Annotated in this window: 14 protein-coding genes; 10 read left to right on the top strand and 4 right to left on the bottom strand. The window is 68.9% G+C overall.

Annotation, left to right across the window (positions count from 1 at the left end; genetic code table 11):
• Window positions 1–17: 17 nt before the first annotated feature.
• The 3 genes from ACZ6YV_RS39220 to ACZ6YV_RS39210 all read right to left on the bottom strand — a co-directional run bounded on the left by ACZ6YV_RS39220 (window position 18) and on the right by ACZ6YV_RS39210 (window position 3,473).
• Entirely contained in the window at window positions 18–599 is a 582-nt protein-coding gene (locus ACZ6YV_RS39220) for a TetR/AcrR family transcriptional regulator (protein ID WP_465514502.1), read from the bottom strand.
• A 51-nt stretch (window positions 600–650) separates the two neighbouring features.
• The gene (locus ACZ6YV_RS39215; RefSeq protein WP_465514460.1) at window positions 651–1,088 is read right to left on the bottom strand and encodes an SRPBCC family protein; all 438 of its coding nucleotides are present in this window, start codon (window positions 1,086–1,088) and stop codon (window positions 651–653) included.
• Window positions 1,089–1,676: 588 nt separating this feature from the next.
• A complete protein-coding gene (locus ACZ6YV_RS39210; protein WP_465514459.1) occupies window positions 1,677–3,473 on the bottom strand; it encodes a CocE/NonD family hydrolase in 1,797 nt (598 codons plus the stop codon).
• Between the two features lie 73 nt (window positions 3,474–3,546).
• Between ACZ6YV_RS39210 and ACZ6YV_RS39205 the strand changes: the two genes are divergently transcribed.
• From ACZ6YV_RS39205 to ACZ6YV_RS39160, 10 genes are all read left to right on the top strand, one after another.
• Complete coding sequence (locus ACZ6YV_RS39205) at window positions 3,547–3,927, top strand: hypothetical protein (protein ID WP_465514458.1); 381 nt, start codon at window positions 3,547–3,549, stop codon at window positions 3,925–3,927.
• Window positions 3,924–4,088 carry a hypothetical protein gene (locus ACZ6YV_RS39200; protein ID WP_465514457.1) on the top strand — a complete coding sequence of 55 codons (165 nt, stop codon included), beginning with the start codon at window positions 3,924–3,926 and terminating at the stop codon, window positions 4,086–4,088. Before ACZ6YV_RS39205 ends, ACZ6YV_RS39200 begins: the two co-directional genes overlap by 4 nt.
• A gap of 12 nt (window positions 4,089–4,100) precedes the next feature.
• On the top strand, window positions 4,101–4,790 hold the full coding sequence (locus ACZ6YV_RS39195; protein WP_465514456.1) for a response regulator transcription factor: 690 nt from the start codon (window positions 4,101–4,103) through the stop codon (window positions 4,788–4,790).
• Window positions 4,787–6,136, top strand: coding sequence for a HAMP domain-containing sensor histidine kinase (locus ACZ6YV_RS39190; RefSeq protein WP_465514455.1), 1,350 nt, complete (start codon window positions 4,787–4,789; stop codon window positions 6,134–6,136). The genes ACZ6YV_RS39195 and ACZ6YV_RS39190 overlap by 4 nt, the downstream gene beginning before the upstream one ends.
• 4 nt (window positions 6,137–6,140) lie before the next feature.
• Window positions 6,141–7,049 carry a LysR family transcriptional regulator gene (locus tag ACZ6YV_RS39185; protein ID WP_465514454.1) on the top strand — a complete coding sequence of 303 codons (909 nt, stop codon included), beginning with the start codon at window positions 6,141–6,143 and terminating at the stop codon, window positions 7,047–7,049.
• 725 nt (window positions 7,050–7,774) lie between these two features.
• On the top strand, window positions 7,775–8,932 hold the full coding sequence (locus tag ACZ6YV_RS39180; protein ID WP_465514453.1) for a CaiB/BaiF CoA transferase family protein: 1,158 nt from the start codon (window positions 7,775–7,777) through the stop codon (window positions 8,930–8,932).
• A 24-nt stretch (window positions 8,933–8,956) separates the two neighbouring features.
• Complete coding sequence (locus tag ACZ6YV_RS39175; protein ID WP_465514452.1) at window positions 8,957–9,724, top strand: crotonase/enoyl-CoA hydratase family protein; 768 nt, start codon at window positions 8,957–8,959, stop codon at window positions 9,722–9,724.
• 17 nt (window positions 9,725–9,741) lie between these two features.
• Window positions 9,742–10,488 carry an acetoacetate decarboxylase gene (locus tag ACZ6YV_RS39170; protein WP_465514451.1) on the top strand — a complete coding sequence of 249 codons (747 nt, stop codon included), beginning with the start codon at window positions 9,742–9,744 and terminating at the stop codon, window positions 10,486–10,488.
• The gene (locus tag ACZ6YV_RS39165) at window positions 10,485–11,417 is read left to right on the top strand and encodes a 3-hydroxyacyl-CoA dehydrogenase NAD-binding domain-containing protein (RefSeq protein WP_465514450.1); all 933 of its coding nucleotides are present in this window, start codon (window positions 10,485–10,487) and stop codon (window positions 11,415–11,417) included. Before ACZ6YV_RS39170 ends, ACZ6YV_RS39165 begins: the two co-directional genes overlap by 4 nt.
• 1 nt (window position 11,418) lies before the next feature.
• A complete protein-coding gene (locus ACZ6YV_RS39160; RefSeq protein WP_465514449.1) occupies window positions 11,419–12,600 on the top strand; it encodes an acyl-CoA dehydrogenase family protein in 1,182 nt (393 codons plus the stop codon).
• Window positions 12,601–12,667: 67 nt separating this feature from the next.
• On the opposite strand, the gene ACZ6YV_RS39155 is transcribed toward ACZ6YV_RS39160, so the two are convergent.
• Window positions 12,668–14,002 carry a neutral zinc metallopeptidase gene (locus ACZ6YV_RS39155; RefSeq protein WP_465514448.1) on the bottom strand — a complete coding sequence of 445 codons (1,335 nt, stop codon included), beginning with the start codon at window positions 14,000–14,002 and terminating at the stop codon, window positions 12,668–12,670.
• Between the last annotated feature and the right edge of the window lie 82 nt (window positions 14,003–14,084).

Genomic DNA, 14,084 nt, shown 5'->3' with positions numbered 1-14,084 from the left:
CCAGGAGAGTAACACGCCTAACGAGAGGGAGAGGGCTGCATCAGCGCCTCGAACAGCAGGATCAAGTGACGGCGGCCGCGCTCCCAGCGCGCCTCCAGTTCGGTCTGGTCGCGGGTCGCCCAGCTGGCGATGAGGATGCCACGGACGACGTCCATCGCCGTGTACACCGCGTGCAGGAACTCCGGATGCGCCGAATGGTCCGGGAGCAGCGCCTTGCCGAACTCGACCAGGCTGCTCGTCGCGATCGGCTCGACCACCGCCATCTGGGCGCGCAGTTCCGCGTCGGTCCGCGAGGCCACCCACAGCTCCACGGTCGCCGAGAAGACCGGGCCCTGATGCATCTCCCACAGCAGCTGCAACGCGTCCCTGACCGGGTCGGCCGCCGCCTTCAGCCTGTCGATCTCCGCCATCGCGACCTCGGTGCGCTTGGCCGCGAGATGCCGGATCGCGGAGGTCACGAGGTCGGTCTTGGTGGGGAAATGGTGCACCTGCGCGCCGCGGGTCACCCCGGCGCGATCCGCGACGCGGGTGGTCGTCGTGCCCGCGTAGCCGTACTCGACGAGACAGTCGATCGTGGCGTCGAGCAGCCTGACGCGCATCGCGGCGCTGCGTTCCTCCTGCGTGCGTCGTGGGGCTGCCATGCGCCTACTTTATGGGGCGCCGCGCGAGGCCCGCGCCACGAGGCCGTCGACCATGCGTCCGAAGAAGCCGCCGAGGAACCGGCGGTACAGCCCTCCGGTGCCGGGGATCTTGGCGATGAACGAAGCGTGCCAGTGGATGTCGGTGCCGCCGAGCGCGGGCGTGAGGTCGACGTACGCGCGGTAGTCGCGCAGCGGCATCCCCTTGCGCAGCGTGTAGCCGAAGCGTTTGCCGGGTTCGAGCGCGATGACCTCTTCGCAGGCGTTGACGCCGCTCGTGCTGAAGACGCCGACGGCGCCGAGGCCGTTCTGGTCGCCCTTCTCCAGGAGGCGGAACTTGCCCAGCGGGGACCAGTCGGGCCAGTGCTCGCGGTCTTCGAGGAGGGCGTAGACGGCTTCGGGGCTCGCGCTCGTGTGGCCGTTCGCGGAAATGCGCTGGATCTTCGCCATGCGGACTCCTTCACTCCCGGCTCCAGGCTTACCACTCGCTCAGGGTGTTCCGCCCGCGCATTCAGAGGACTGAACGCGGATGGTGCTGCCGCTGCCCGGGCAGGTGCGCCTCACGAGCCGTCGGCGTGTCGCGAAAGCCACTTTCGGGACATCAGACGTCGCGAAAGTGGCTTTCGCGACGTGGCCGTTGGTGGGCGAGGGAGGGCGGCCGGTCCAGGGGGTCGTGAGTGGCAAGTCGGGTTCTATTGAGGGGTAAGGCGGCCGTGTCGGTCTGGTGAAGGGGACTTTCGCCGCATCGCGCGCGCGGAAGGTTCCCTTCACCTCACCCCGCTGGGTTCCGGTGCCCCCAAGCCCGCGCTACGTCACTGTCCTGAAGGGGGCCTTCACGACACCGACCCTACGCCCCCGGAAAGCCCCCAATGTGGCATTGGGGACACACCTCAACGACATGACACATTCCCCCTACCCGCCACTAGAACGCTCTTTGCCACTCACGACCACCCCGGACCGACGCCCTCCCGAGCCGGTCGCCCCGCGTTTAGTCCTCTGAACGCGGTAGTTGCGCACGCAAGGACCGCATTCAGAGGACTAAACGCGGGTGGTGACCGGCACCGAGAGCGAAGTCCCGCCCAGGTCGAAGGTCACCCGGGCCCCGGGCGCGGGCAGCGTGGGGTCGAACATGTCCGCGTCGGTACCGCCCAGGACCAGCGCCAGCCGGTGTCCGGCAGGGACGACGTGGTCGAGGCTGCTCAGCCGGAACGTCATCGTGTACGCCTTGCCGGGCTCCAGAAGCTCGCCCCGCCACAGCGACCGATGGTGGCCGAGATCCGCCCAGCCGGTCGCCACGATCTGTTTGTCCACGGTGGTCAGATCCGCGACGGTGTCGAGGAAGCAGCCGGTATCCACGGCCGTGCCCGCGCCCCAGCAGGATCGGCTCGTCAGGTTCTTGGTGCCCAGCGCGGGGAACTGCGTGTTCCGCACTGTCGCGGGACCGTAGTCGACCAGCACCGCCCCGAGCCGCGCGCTCGGTTTGTCGGAACGGGCGGTCACCGTCACGGTGGCGGTCCCGGCGATCCGGGTGTCCGCGCGCACCGGTTCACCCGCGAAGACAAGGCGATCCGGACTGGACTGCGACGGGTTCTCCACCCACTGGGACGCGCCGCGCGCCGGGTCTTCGGTCACCGAAGCGACGCCAGCGGCAGGACGGTTCCCCAGCCCGCCATCCGAGGAGGGCCACAGGGTGCGCGAACGACCGGCAGGCGGCCAGCGGCGTTCGTCGGCCCAGCGGTCCGGGGCGTGCTCGATCCGGATCGCGGGTTCGGTCTCGACGCCGTTGCGGACGCCGAGCAGCCACCGGTCGAACCAGCGGTGCAGGGTCTTCACGAACAGCGACCGGTCGAGGTCGAACGGGTCGACGTGCGCCGCCTGGTGCAGCCACGCCTTGCGCGGCACGCCGTACGCGTTCAGCGCCTCCCACCAGGGCCCGAACTGGATCGGGTTCACGTTGAGATCGTGGAAGCCCATCGACGCGAAAACGCTTGCACGCACCTTCCCCGTCTTCGCGACATAGTCGAGCCCGCGCCAGTAGTCGTTGAAGTTCCCGTCCGTGCCCGCGCGCCGCGCGTTGTCGTCCTCGAACGGCTGACACAGCTTCAGCGCCCGCTCGTTGTACAGGCCCGGCCCGCCCGCCCAGCCGAAGTACGCGCCGTCCGCGTTGTGCACCTCGTAGTACGAACTGACCCCGGCGATCGGCACGATGGTCTTCAGACCCTCGATCCCGGACGCCGCCATCCCGATCGCCGTCGCCCCGTCCTGCGACTTCCCGATCGCGCCGACCGACCCGTTCGCCCAGCCCGCCCGGACACGCTCAGGCCCGAACGGCGTCCGGAACGCGTTCGCGCGCCCGTTGAGCCAGTTCACGACCCCGTTGCCGGAGGCGACGTCGTCGAAACACCCGGACGAGCGATTGGTGCCCCCGACGTCGACCAGCACGACGGCGTACCCGCGCGGCACGAAGTAGTTGTCGTAGAAGAGCGGGAACTGCGAAGGCGTGCCGTCGGGCAGGTAGGTCTTCGGCTGGCGCTCGTTGCCACGCCCGATCTTCTCGAAGTACGGGCTGACGTCCATGATCACCGGAACGCGCTGCCCGCGTGCGGCCGGTTCGGCCGGGCGGATGATGTCGGCGGCGACCCGATCGACCTGGCCGTCGCGGTCGAGGTCCTGGCCGGTCTCCACCCAGGCGGTCTCACGGATGGCCTTCTCGTAGGAGAACACCGGCTCGCTGACGCCGTCCCGCAGGACGAACGCGGGTGGTGACGCGATGGCCGGTGCGGCGGTCAGCAACAGCGTCGCCACGACGGTGGCGGTCAGAGTCTTCAGCCCCATCGTCCGAGTATCGCTTACGAAACCCGAACATTTCCCCCACATTCCTCGTATCTGCCCGCGCGACGCTCTTCGCATGCTGAAACACACCATCGCCGCCTGCCTGACCGCGGCCGGCCTCGCTGGTCTCACGGTCCTCGCCCCCGCCGCCTCGGCCCAGACGGCGCCCATCACCCTCAGCCCTGAGGAGTCCCAGCAGCTGTGCACCGAGTGGCTGCCCAAGCTCACCGAGCGCACCACGAAGCTCACCGACCGCATCAACGGCGGCCCCGAGATCCGCGGTTCCGTGGCGAATCTCAAGGCCAGGGCCGAGGACCATCGCAAGAAGAACCACAACGACACCGCCGACAGGCTTCAGAAACGGGCCGACAAGCGCAGCGGACGGCTTCCCGAACTCACCGCGGCGAAGCAGAAGCTCGACGCCTTCGCGGGCGCGCACTGCAGGGCGGGCAAGTGAAACGCCTCCTGATCACGGCCCTGGCCGCGTTCGCACTGTTCGGAGCGGCCGCGTGCACCGACGAGAAGCCGACGTCGAGCCCGGCGCCGGGTGAGCTGAGCGATGTCCAGCGCACCCTCGACTCGATAGAACAGGACATGGCCGGCGACCCGGCCCCGTGACAGGATCTGCCGGTGACGACACAACCGGGACGCGGACTGGTACTGGTCGTCGAGGACGACCCCGCGATCGCCGAACTCGCCTCGCTGTACCTGCGGCGGGACGGGTTCGGCGTGCAGGTGGAGGCGGACGGCGGCGCGGCGCTGGCCACGATCCGGCGGACGCGCCCGGTCGCGATCGTGCTCGACATCGGACTGTCCGGAATGGACGGTATCGAGATCTGCCGGACGCTGCGCGCGGACGGCGACTGGACACCCGTGCTGTTCGTGACCGCCCGCGACGACGAACTGGACCGCTTGCTGGGCCTGGAGATCGGCGCGGACGACTACCTGACGAAACCGTTCAGCCCGCGTGAGCTCTCGGCCAGGGTCCGGACCGTCCTGCGCCGTGCCGCCGGGGCCGCGCCGCCCGCCGAGACCTACACGGCGGGCGGTGTTCGCGTCGACGTCACCCAGCGCCGCGTCTGGGCCGCCGAAACCGAGGTCGCGCTGACCTCGACCGAGTTCGACCTGCTCACTCATCTGGTGAAACGCCCCGGCCAGGTGTTCAGCCGCGAACAGCTGCTCAGTTCCGTCTGGGGTTACGCGGCTTCGGCGGGCACGCGGACCGTGGACGTCCACATCGCCCAGCTGCGCGGGAAACTCGGCGGCCGGAGTCCGATCAGGACGGTCCGCGGGATCGGCTACGCGGCGGACGCCGGATGAAGCGGACGTCGCTCGCGCTGCGGATCACCGTGGTGTGCCTGGCGATCGCCGCGGTCGCGGTGGTGGTCGCCGGGCTGGTCGCGGCCCGGCTGATCCGCACCACCGGGATCGACGTGCTCCGCCAGTCGCTCTCGGCGCAGGCCGACGTGGTCGCGAGCCAGCTCGACGAGACCGGGATCGGCAACCGGCTCGGCATCGGCAAGGCCGCGGAAGTCGTTCGGGGACAGGGGATCGACGTCGTGGCCCGCCGTCCGAACGGGACGCTCGACGGCGCCGGGACCGTCGCGGCGATCGCCGCCACCAAGACGGGGTTCACCCGCTCGGGCACGGTCCTCGTCGAAGGTCAGCAGTACCTCGTCGAAGCCCGCACTGTCGGTGCGAAGGGCGCCGCGTTCGCGCTCGTCCAATCGACCAAGCTCGGTGAGGCGCGCGGACGGATGCTGGTGCGCAACACCGTGCTCGCGCTCGGCGCGGGGCTCGCGGTCGCCGCGATCGCGGGGCTCGTGCTGAGCCGGATGCTGTCCCGGCCGTTGCGCCGGGCCGCGTCGGTGGCGAACGGGATGCGGTCCGGACGCCGTGACCTGCGGGTTCCCGTCGAAGGGCCGTCCGAGGTCGCGGACGTGGCGACGTCGGTCAACGAGCTGGCCGACGCGCTGCAGTGCAGCGAGGCGAGGCAACGCGAGTTTCTGCTTTCGGTGTCGCACGAACTGCGGACGCCGCTGACCGCCGTCACCGGATTCGCCGAGGCGATCGGTGACGGCGTGGCCGAAGGCGAGGACGCGCGCCGCGCCGGGCAGACCATCCACCGTGAGGCCGCCCGACTGGAACGCCTGGTCAGCGACCTGCTGGAACTGGCGAGGCTCGGCGCCGACGAGTTCCGTCTCGACCCGGCACGGCTCGATCTCGCCGCGCTCGTCGACGAATGCGCCGACGTCTGGCGGCTGCGATGCGCTCAGCAGAACGTCACGCTGCTGGTGGAACGGTCCGCCGGAGAGGTCCCGGTCGTCGCCGATCCGCGGCGGCTCCGCCAGGTCGTCGACGGGCTGGCCGAGAACGCGCTGCGCGTGACCCCGGCGGGCGCGCCGATCGTGTTCTCCCTGGTCACGACCCAGGGACAGGCGCAGCTGGCGGTGCGGGACGGCGGCCCGGGCCTGGCGCCGGAGGACTACCCTGTCGCGTTCGACCGCGGCGTGCTGAACAAGCGCTACCGCGACAGCCGCCCGGTCGGGTCGGGCATCGGGCTCGCGCTGGCCCACGGCTTGGTCACCCGGATGGGCGGGACGCTGACCGCGGGTCCGGCGCCGGAAGGCGGAGCGGCGTTCACCGTCGCGTTCCGGTTAGGGTGATCACGTGGAGATGTTGCACCTGCGGTACTTCGTGGCCGTCGCCGAGGAGCTGAATTTCTCCCAGGCGGCCCGGAAGCTGCATATGGCCGCCTCCCCGCTGAGCCAGCGGATCAAGGATCTCGAACACGAGCTCGGTCACAAGCTGTTCGACCGCAGCACCCACCACGTCACGCTGACGGCGGCGGGGGCCGCGCTGCTGCCGATCGCGCGGGACGTCCTCGACCAGGTCAACGCGATTCCGTGGCGGCTGCAGGAAGCGGTGAAACCGAGCCGGAGCACCGTGTTCGTCGGCATGCCCGCCGGCGTGCACCCGGCCCTGCGGGAACGGGTCAAACGGCTCGAAGAACGCTGCCACGACCGGTTCGAACTCAAACGCTGGCCCGGGACGACGCCGGATCTCGTCGCCGCGGTGCACGAGGGCAAACTCGCGTTGTCGCTGGTCCGGATGCCGGTCACCGATCCCGCGCTGGAGATCGTCCCGGTGCAGGTCGAGCGACTCGGCGCCGTCGTCCCGGCCGACCGGTTCACCGGCCGGGAAACGGTGGACATCGCCGAATTGACTGATCTGTCCTATATCGCGTCGGCCTCGGAAAGTATTCCAGCCTATTCGGACGATATGGACCGGAAATTGTCGAACGCGGGCATCAAGAAAAGGCTCAAGGTCTGCGGAACCGAATATTCGGGCATTTCCGAACTGGTGGCGAACGGCTCGTCGTTCTCGATCACCATGCTCGATCCGGCCAGCCCGATGCACCTGTTCCTGGTCGACGGCGCCACCATCCTGCCGTTCGCCGATTTCCGCCCGCAGCTGGAGACCGCCCTGGTCTGGCGGCGCGACCGCGCCGAGGACGGGGACCTCGCCGGACTCGTCGCCGGGGTCCGCGAGATCTTCGCCGAGCCGCTTTCAACGTGAAGGCGGTCGCGCGGCCGGTGCGTCTCACCAGCCGTCTCGGTCCCGTTGGTCGTGAGTGGCAAGTGTCGTTCTAACGCTCATTGCCACTCACGACCCACCGGCCCCAGCCAGTACTTTCGCGCGCCTGGACGGACAACTCGCTCATGACCGGAGCCTCACCGCGAGTCGTCCGCTCAGTCACGTGTGTCGTCCATCCAGTCACGCGAACCTGCCCGGTGCGGGCACCCAGGACACGGTTGGTTCTAGTGGACCGAAAGGCAAAGGTGTCCTGTCGGTCGGGGTGAAAGGGACTTTCGTCGCATCGCATGCGGGGAAGGTTCCCTTCACCGTCACGTCCGCAAAGGTTCGGGTGCCCTGAGCAGCGCCGCGGAATGTCCTGAAGGCTCCAATGTGGCATTGGGGGCACACCTCAACAGCACGCCACGTTCGCCCTACCCCTCACACTCACGACCCCAGTGCGGCCTGACGGAAGACGATGTTGCGAAAGTGGCTTTCGCAACGCTTTCCGGTGCATCTCACCAGCCGCCTCGGTCCGGTTGGTCGTGAGTGGTAAGTGCCGTTCTAACAACACTTACCACTCACGACAACGCGCCCCACCTCCCTCCGGACACCATTTAATGGTATGACCACCGCGGTCATACCATTCTTCTTTCTTTGATCATTCCCTTTATCGCCATTCGCGCCTAACTTCGTAAGTAGAGCGAACAACGGCGAAGGGAAAGCAAATGACTCAGACCGCCACCGGACCGCTGGACGGCGTTCGCGTGATCGACCTCTCGACGGTCGTCATGGGTCCGTACGCCGCGCAGATCCTCGGCGACCTCGGCGCCGACGTGATCAAGATCGAGTCCCCCGCCGACACCGTGCGAGTGGGCAAGTTCCGCACGACGCCGGGGATGACGCCGCTCAACCTGAACGTGAACCGCAACAAGCGCAGCGTCGCCCTCAACCTCAAGGACGAGGAGCAGCGCGAGCAGGCGCTCAAGCTGATCGACACCGCCGACGTGCTGATCACGAACATGCGCCCGGGTGCGCTGAGCAGGCTCGGCATGAACTACGCCGACGTCGCCGCCCGCAACCCCGGCCTGGTCTACGCCCACGCGCAGGGCTTCCGCGGCGACTCCGACCGCGCGGGCCACGCCGCCTACGACGAGACAGTGCAGGCATCCTCCGGCCTGGTCGACGTCGCGAACCGCGCGCTGGGCAAGCCGGTCTACCTGCCGACGATCATCGGCGACAAGGTCTCCTCCCTGACCATCGCCTACACCGTGCTCGCGGCGCTGGTGCACCGCGACAAGACCGGCGAGGGCCAGCGGGTCGAGATCCCGATGACCGACACGCTGATCGCGTTCAACCTGGTCGAGCACCTGGCCGGGCACGTCTTCGAGCCCGCGGAGGGCCCGACCGGCTTCGGCCCGTCGATGAACCCCGGGCACCAGGCCGTGCACACCAAGGACGGCATGGCCTGCGTGATCCCCTACAACCCGCAGAACTTCCGCGACTTCTTCCACGCCGCCGGCCGGCCGGAACTGGCCGACGACCCCCGGGTCAACGGCGACGCGATCGACGGCGCCGACCACGAGGCGCTGGCCGCGATGATCGCCGAATGCGCCCCGGCGCTGACCACCGAGGAGTGGACCGAGGTCTGCGCGAAGCACAGCATCCCGATGGCCCCGGTCCTGGAACTGGACAAGGCGCAGGACGACGAGTACGTCCGCGACGGTCACCTGCTCGACGTCGTCGAGCACCCGAGCGAGGGCTCGATCCGCACCATCGGCATCCCGGTGAAGTTCTCCGCGACCCCCGGTTCCGTCCGGCGCCTGGCTCCCCTGCCGGGTCAGGACACCGAAGACGTCCTGCGCGAACTCGCCACCACGCTTTGAGAACACCCAGTTGAGGAAGAACCCATGAGCACCAACGAAGTAAGGACAGAACGGGTCGGCAGCACGCTGCTGATCACGATCGACCGACCGCAGGCCCGCAACGCGGTCAACGCCGCCGTCGCCGCCGGGCTCGCGGAAGCGCTCGACCTGCTGGAAGCCGATCCCGCGCTGCGGGCCGGGGTCCTGACCGGCGCGGACGGCTCGTTCAGTGCCGGAATGGACCTCAAGGCGGCGCTGAAAGGCGAGTCTCCCGAGCTCCCCGGCCGCGGGTTCGGCGGGCTGACCGAGGCTGAGTTGTCGAAACCCCTCATCGCCGCCGTCGAGGGCTGGGCCATGGGCGGCGGGTTCGAACTGGCGCTGGGCTGCGACCTGATCGTCGCCGCCGAAGACGCGAAGTTCGGCTTGCCCGAGGTCAAGCGCGGGCTGATCGCCGCCGGTGGTGGCGTGATCCGGCTGCCGAAGCGGATCCCGCATCACCTGGCGATGGAGTTCCTGCTCACCGGCGAGCCGATCGGCGCCGGGCGCGCCGGGGAGCTGGGTCTGGTGAACCGGGTCGTCCCGAGCGGCGAGGCCGCCGCCGTCGCCCTGCAGCTGGCCGACCAAATCGCCGCCAACGCTCCGCTGGCGCTGGCCCTGGTCAAGAAGATCGTCCGCGCGGCGGACGGCGTCCCGGACGCGCAAGCGTTTGCCTCCCAGCGTTCGGCGATGCCGGCGCTGATGAAGTCGGCCGACGTCCGCGAGGGCATGCAGGCCTTCGCCGAGCGCCGCGCCCCACTGTGGACTTGTAAGTGAGAGGACCGGTGAGTGAAATGAAGCAGCAAGAAGTCCTCCAGCACGTGACCACCCCGCTCACGAACCCGGCGTACGCGCCGGTGGTGCCCCGGTTCACCGACCGCGAGTACCTGAACATCGTCTACCGCACCGACGCCGACGCCCTGCGCGCTGTCGTCCCGGAGCCCCTGGAGATCGACGAGCCGCTGGTGCGGTTCGAGGTGATGAAGATGGGCGACGTCAGCGGATACGGGCCCTACACGGAGTCCGGCCAGGCGATCCCGGTGAGCTTCGAGGGCGAGCGCGGCGAGTACCTGCACGCGATGTACCTCGACAACTTCCCGGCCACCGCGTCCGGCCGCGAGATCAGCGCGTACCCGAAGACCATCGGCTCGCCGAAGCTGTTCGCCGAGAACGGCGCGCTCGTCGGGACACTCGACTACGGCAGCCAGCGGGTCGCGACAGCGACCATGGGCTACAAGCACAACCGGCTGGAAGTCCGTGAGGCCGAAGCGCAGATCACCGTGCCGACGTTCATGCTCAAGACCATCCCGGACTACGACGGTTCGCCCCGGGTCTTCGAACTGGTCCGCACCGAGATCACCGACGTCGTGGTCAAGGAAGCGTGGACCGGGCCGGCGCGGCTGCAGCTGTTCCAGCACGTCCTGGCCCCGCTCGCCGATCTCCCGGTGCTGGAGGTCGTCTCCGCGAGCCACATCCTCACCGACCTGACGCTCGCCCCGGTCAAGCCGGTCTTCGACTACTTGAAGGGAGCGCAGTCATGACTTTTCGTACCGCCGCGGTGATCGGCGCGGGCACGATCGGCCTTTCGTGGACGGCGTTGTTCGCCGCGCACGAGATGGAGGTCTGGGTCTCGGACCCGCGGCCGGACCTCGCCGACGCCGTCGCCGCCGCACTGGAGGCGTTCGCCCCGCATCTCGGCCGGGACGCCGCGGACCTCGCCCCTCGCGTCCACCTCGCCGCTGACGTCACGGAAGCCGTCCGGCACGCGGATGTCGTGCAGGAGAACGGACCGGAGAGCGTCGAGTTCAAGAAGGACCTGTTCACGACCCTGGTCCGCGAGGCACCGTCGCACGCGCTGCTGCTCAGCTCGTCTTCGGCGATCCCCTCGACGGCGTTCGCGGCGGACCTCGAAGACGCGTCGCGAGTCCTGATCGGACACCCGTTCAACCCGCCGCACCTGATCCCGCTGGTCGAGGTCGTCCCCGGCGAGCGCACCAGCGCCGAGTCGGTGGATCGCGCCGTCGAGTTCTACCGGTTCGCCGGCCGCACCCCGGTGGTGGAGCGCAAGGAGATCCCCGGCTTCGTCGGCAACCGGCTCCAGAACGCGCTGAGCCGCGAGGCGATCTACCTGGTGGAACAAGGTGTCGTGTCACCGTCCGAATTGGACGCGGTGATGACGAACTCGCTCGGCATCCGCTGGTCCACGGTCGGGCCGTTCCTCGGCTCGCATCTGGGCGGCGGCCCCGGCGGCTACCGGCACATGGCCGAGCACATCGGCAAGTCGATGAAGAAGATGTGGGCCGGTCTCGGCCAGCCCTCGCAGTCCCCGGAAGAACAAGAACGGCTCATCGAAGCCGTGGAATCCGCTTACGGCTCCTCCACGTACTCGGAACTCGCCGAGACGCGCGACCGCAAGCAGCTCGCGGTGCTGTCCGCTTTGGACACCACCGCCGCCAAGGAGGAGAACTGACATGGATGACCAGCTGATCGCCGACTTCTACGACTACGAAGCCTTGCTGCCCGACGAGGAGCGCAAGCTGCTGCTCAAGGCGCGCGACTTCATGCGCACCGACGTCAAGCCGCTTGTGAACGAGTACTGGGCCAAGGGCGAGTTCCCGCACGAACTCGTCGGCAAGTTCCGCGAACAGGGCCTCGCCGGACTGCCCTACGAAGGCTACGGGGAGCACCTTCCGGCCACCAGCCACCTGCTCAGCGGCATGATGGCGATGGAGATGACCCGCACGGATCCTTCCGTGGCCACGTTCTTCGGTGTCCACAACGGACTCGCGATGTACAGCATCTACTCGGGCGGCGACCAGGAACAGCGTGACCGCTGGCTCCCGTCGATGGCGGCGATGGACAAGATCGGTGCCTTCGCGATGACCGAGCCGCTCGGCGGTTCCGACGTCGCGGGCGGCATGCGCACCACGGCTCGACGCGAGGGTGACGCCTGGATCCTCAACGGTGCCAAGAAGTGGATCGGTAACGCGACCTTCGCCGACCTCGTCATCGTGTGGGCCCGCGACGAGGACGACAACAACGTCAAGGGTTTCGTGGTCGAGAAGGACTCGCCGGGATTCGTGCCGGTGAAGATCGAGAACAAGTTCGCGTTCCGGATCGTGGAGAACGCCGAGATCACGCTGACCGACGTCCGGGTGCCGGAGGCCAACCGGCTCCAGGGCATCGACTCGTTCCGCGACGTCGCCGAGATCCTGCGCGCGACCCGGGGCGGTGTCGCCTGGCAGGGGCTGGGCGTGATGATCGGCGCCTACGAACTCGCGCTGGACTACGCCAAGGAGCGCAAGCAGTTCGGCCGTCCGATCGCGCGGTTCCAGATGGTGCAGGACATGCTGGTGAAGAGCCTCGGCAACATCACCGCGTCGTGGGGCATGCTGGTGCAACTGGCCCGGTTGCAGGACGCCGGGATCTTCAAGGACGAGCACTCGTCGCTGGCGAAGGCGTTCGTGACCTCGCGGATGCGGGAGGTCGTCGCGTGGGGCCGTGAGATCTTCGGCGGCAACGGGATCGTGCTGGACAACGACATCATGCGGTTCTTCACCGACGCCGAAGCGATCTACTCGTTCGAAGGCACCCGGGAGATGAACACGCTGATCGTCGGGAAGGCCATCACCGGCCAGAGCGCCTTCGTGTAAGCCTCTCTTTGCGCGTGAAGGTCCCCTTCCCTCGGCTGAGCCGAGGGAAGGGGACCTTCACGCGCGTTCAGCGGTACTTCTTGCCGCAGGTGCCCTGGTCGCCGGAGGAGAAGCCGTCGCGGAAGGCGGCGACCCTGGCGAAACCCGCCGGGATCGTCCGGCCCCGGACGTCCGCGGCGATCAGGCTGTTCCGCGTCAGCATCTCGGCGATGGCCTCGTCGAGGTCGCCCGGCGACAAGCTGAGCGACCCGCGTTTGCCGTCCACGATGGTCGAGGCCCAGAAGCCGGTGAGGCACGCGGTGCGCTGCGCGGCCACCGGGCCGTCGAGCCGGAACCCGCCTTCCTGCTGGACGGCGAGGGTGTAGCGCGACGCGACCTCGGCGAACGCGGCGAAGTCACCGATGCCGCCCTGCCGTCCCCTGCGCGGCGGGGTCCCGATGCGGACGAGGCCGTCGAGGTCGAGGTTGATCTGGTTGGACTCCGAGCAGTACGACGCGAGCGCGTCCTCCGTCGTCACGCCGCAGGCCGCGCCGGTGGTGAGTGTCGGCGGGGTGGCCGCGAGCCGGAACGCCTGGCGCAGGCTGGTGGTGAGGTCGGCCAGGGCCTCGCGGTTGTCGAGCCGGATGTTCGCCGCCGCCGCTTGTTCGTTCGCCGCGGCCGAGCCGAAGCCGCCTTGTGTGCTGCGGCCCTCGATCTCCCGCTCGTCGATCATCGCGCAGCGGGCGGGCCCGTCGGTGAAGCCGAACTGGAACGCGGAAACCCGGTCGAACGCGTTGCCGTGCGCGCCGTCGTCGTCGAAGGCGACCCCGGCGGTGTCGCGGATCTGGAACAGCGCGGTGAGCACCTCGTTGAGGCCGCGGCCGGTGGAGACCTGGAACATCGGCGACTTGCCCTCGGCGACCCAGCGGAAGTACGTGCCGGTGTAGCAGTCGGCCTGCTGCTCCTTCACGATCGACGGCGCCGCGGCCGGGAGGCCCAGCCGGAACTGGACGGCGTGGCCGATCTCGTGGGCGAGCACGGCCATGACCGCCGCCGAACCGATGGAGTCGTTGAGCATCGGCAACAGTTCCCCGCGATCCCACGCGACGACGTCTTCTCCCGCGCAGTAGAAGGCGTTCACCAGCCCGGCCGTCGACGCGCCACAGATCTCGCGGCCGCGGCTCGTCGAATCGTACGAAGCGAGGTTGGCCAGCTGCCGGAACTCGCGCTTGAAGACCGCCGGCAGATGCTCCTGCCAATACCGCTGGACGTCGGCGACGGCGTTGGCCGCGAGGTTGTCGACCTCCCCGCCGTCCCCGCCCTCGACCGGGAGCGCGGCGCCGAGCACGCCGGGCTTGAGACCGCTGGGGCCGTCGGTGATCTCGAGCCCGGCGACCCGGGTGGGGTCCACCGGTTGTGCCACTCCCCCTACAGTCGCGGCACAACCGGTGAGGAACAGAGACAGGCTCGCCACGATCACCCAGCCGGACCGACGCTTCATCACA

The organism is Amycolatopsis sp. NPDC102522 (assembly GCF_055584485.1).
Note: the sequence above shows the minus strand (reverse complement) of the source record. Positions and strands in the feature narration are given on the sequence as shown.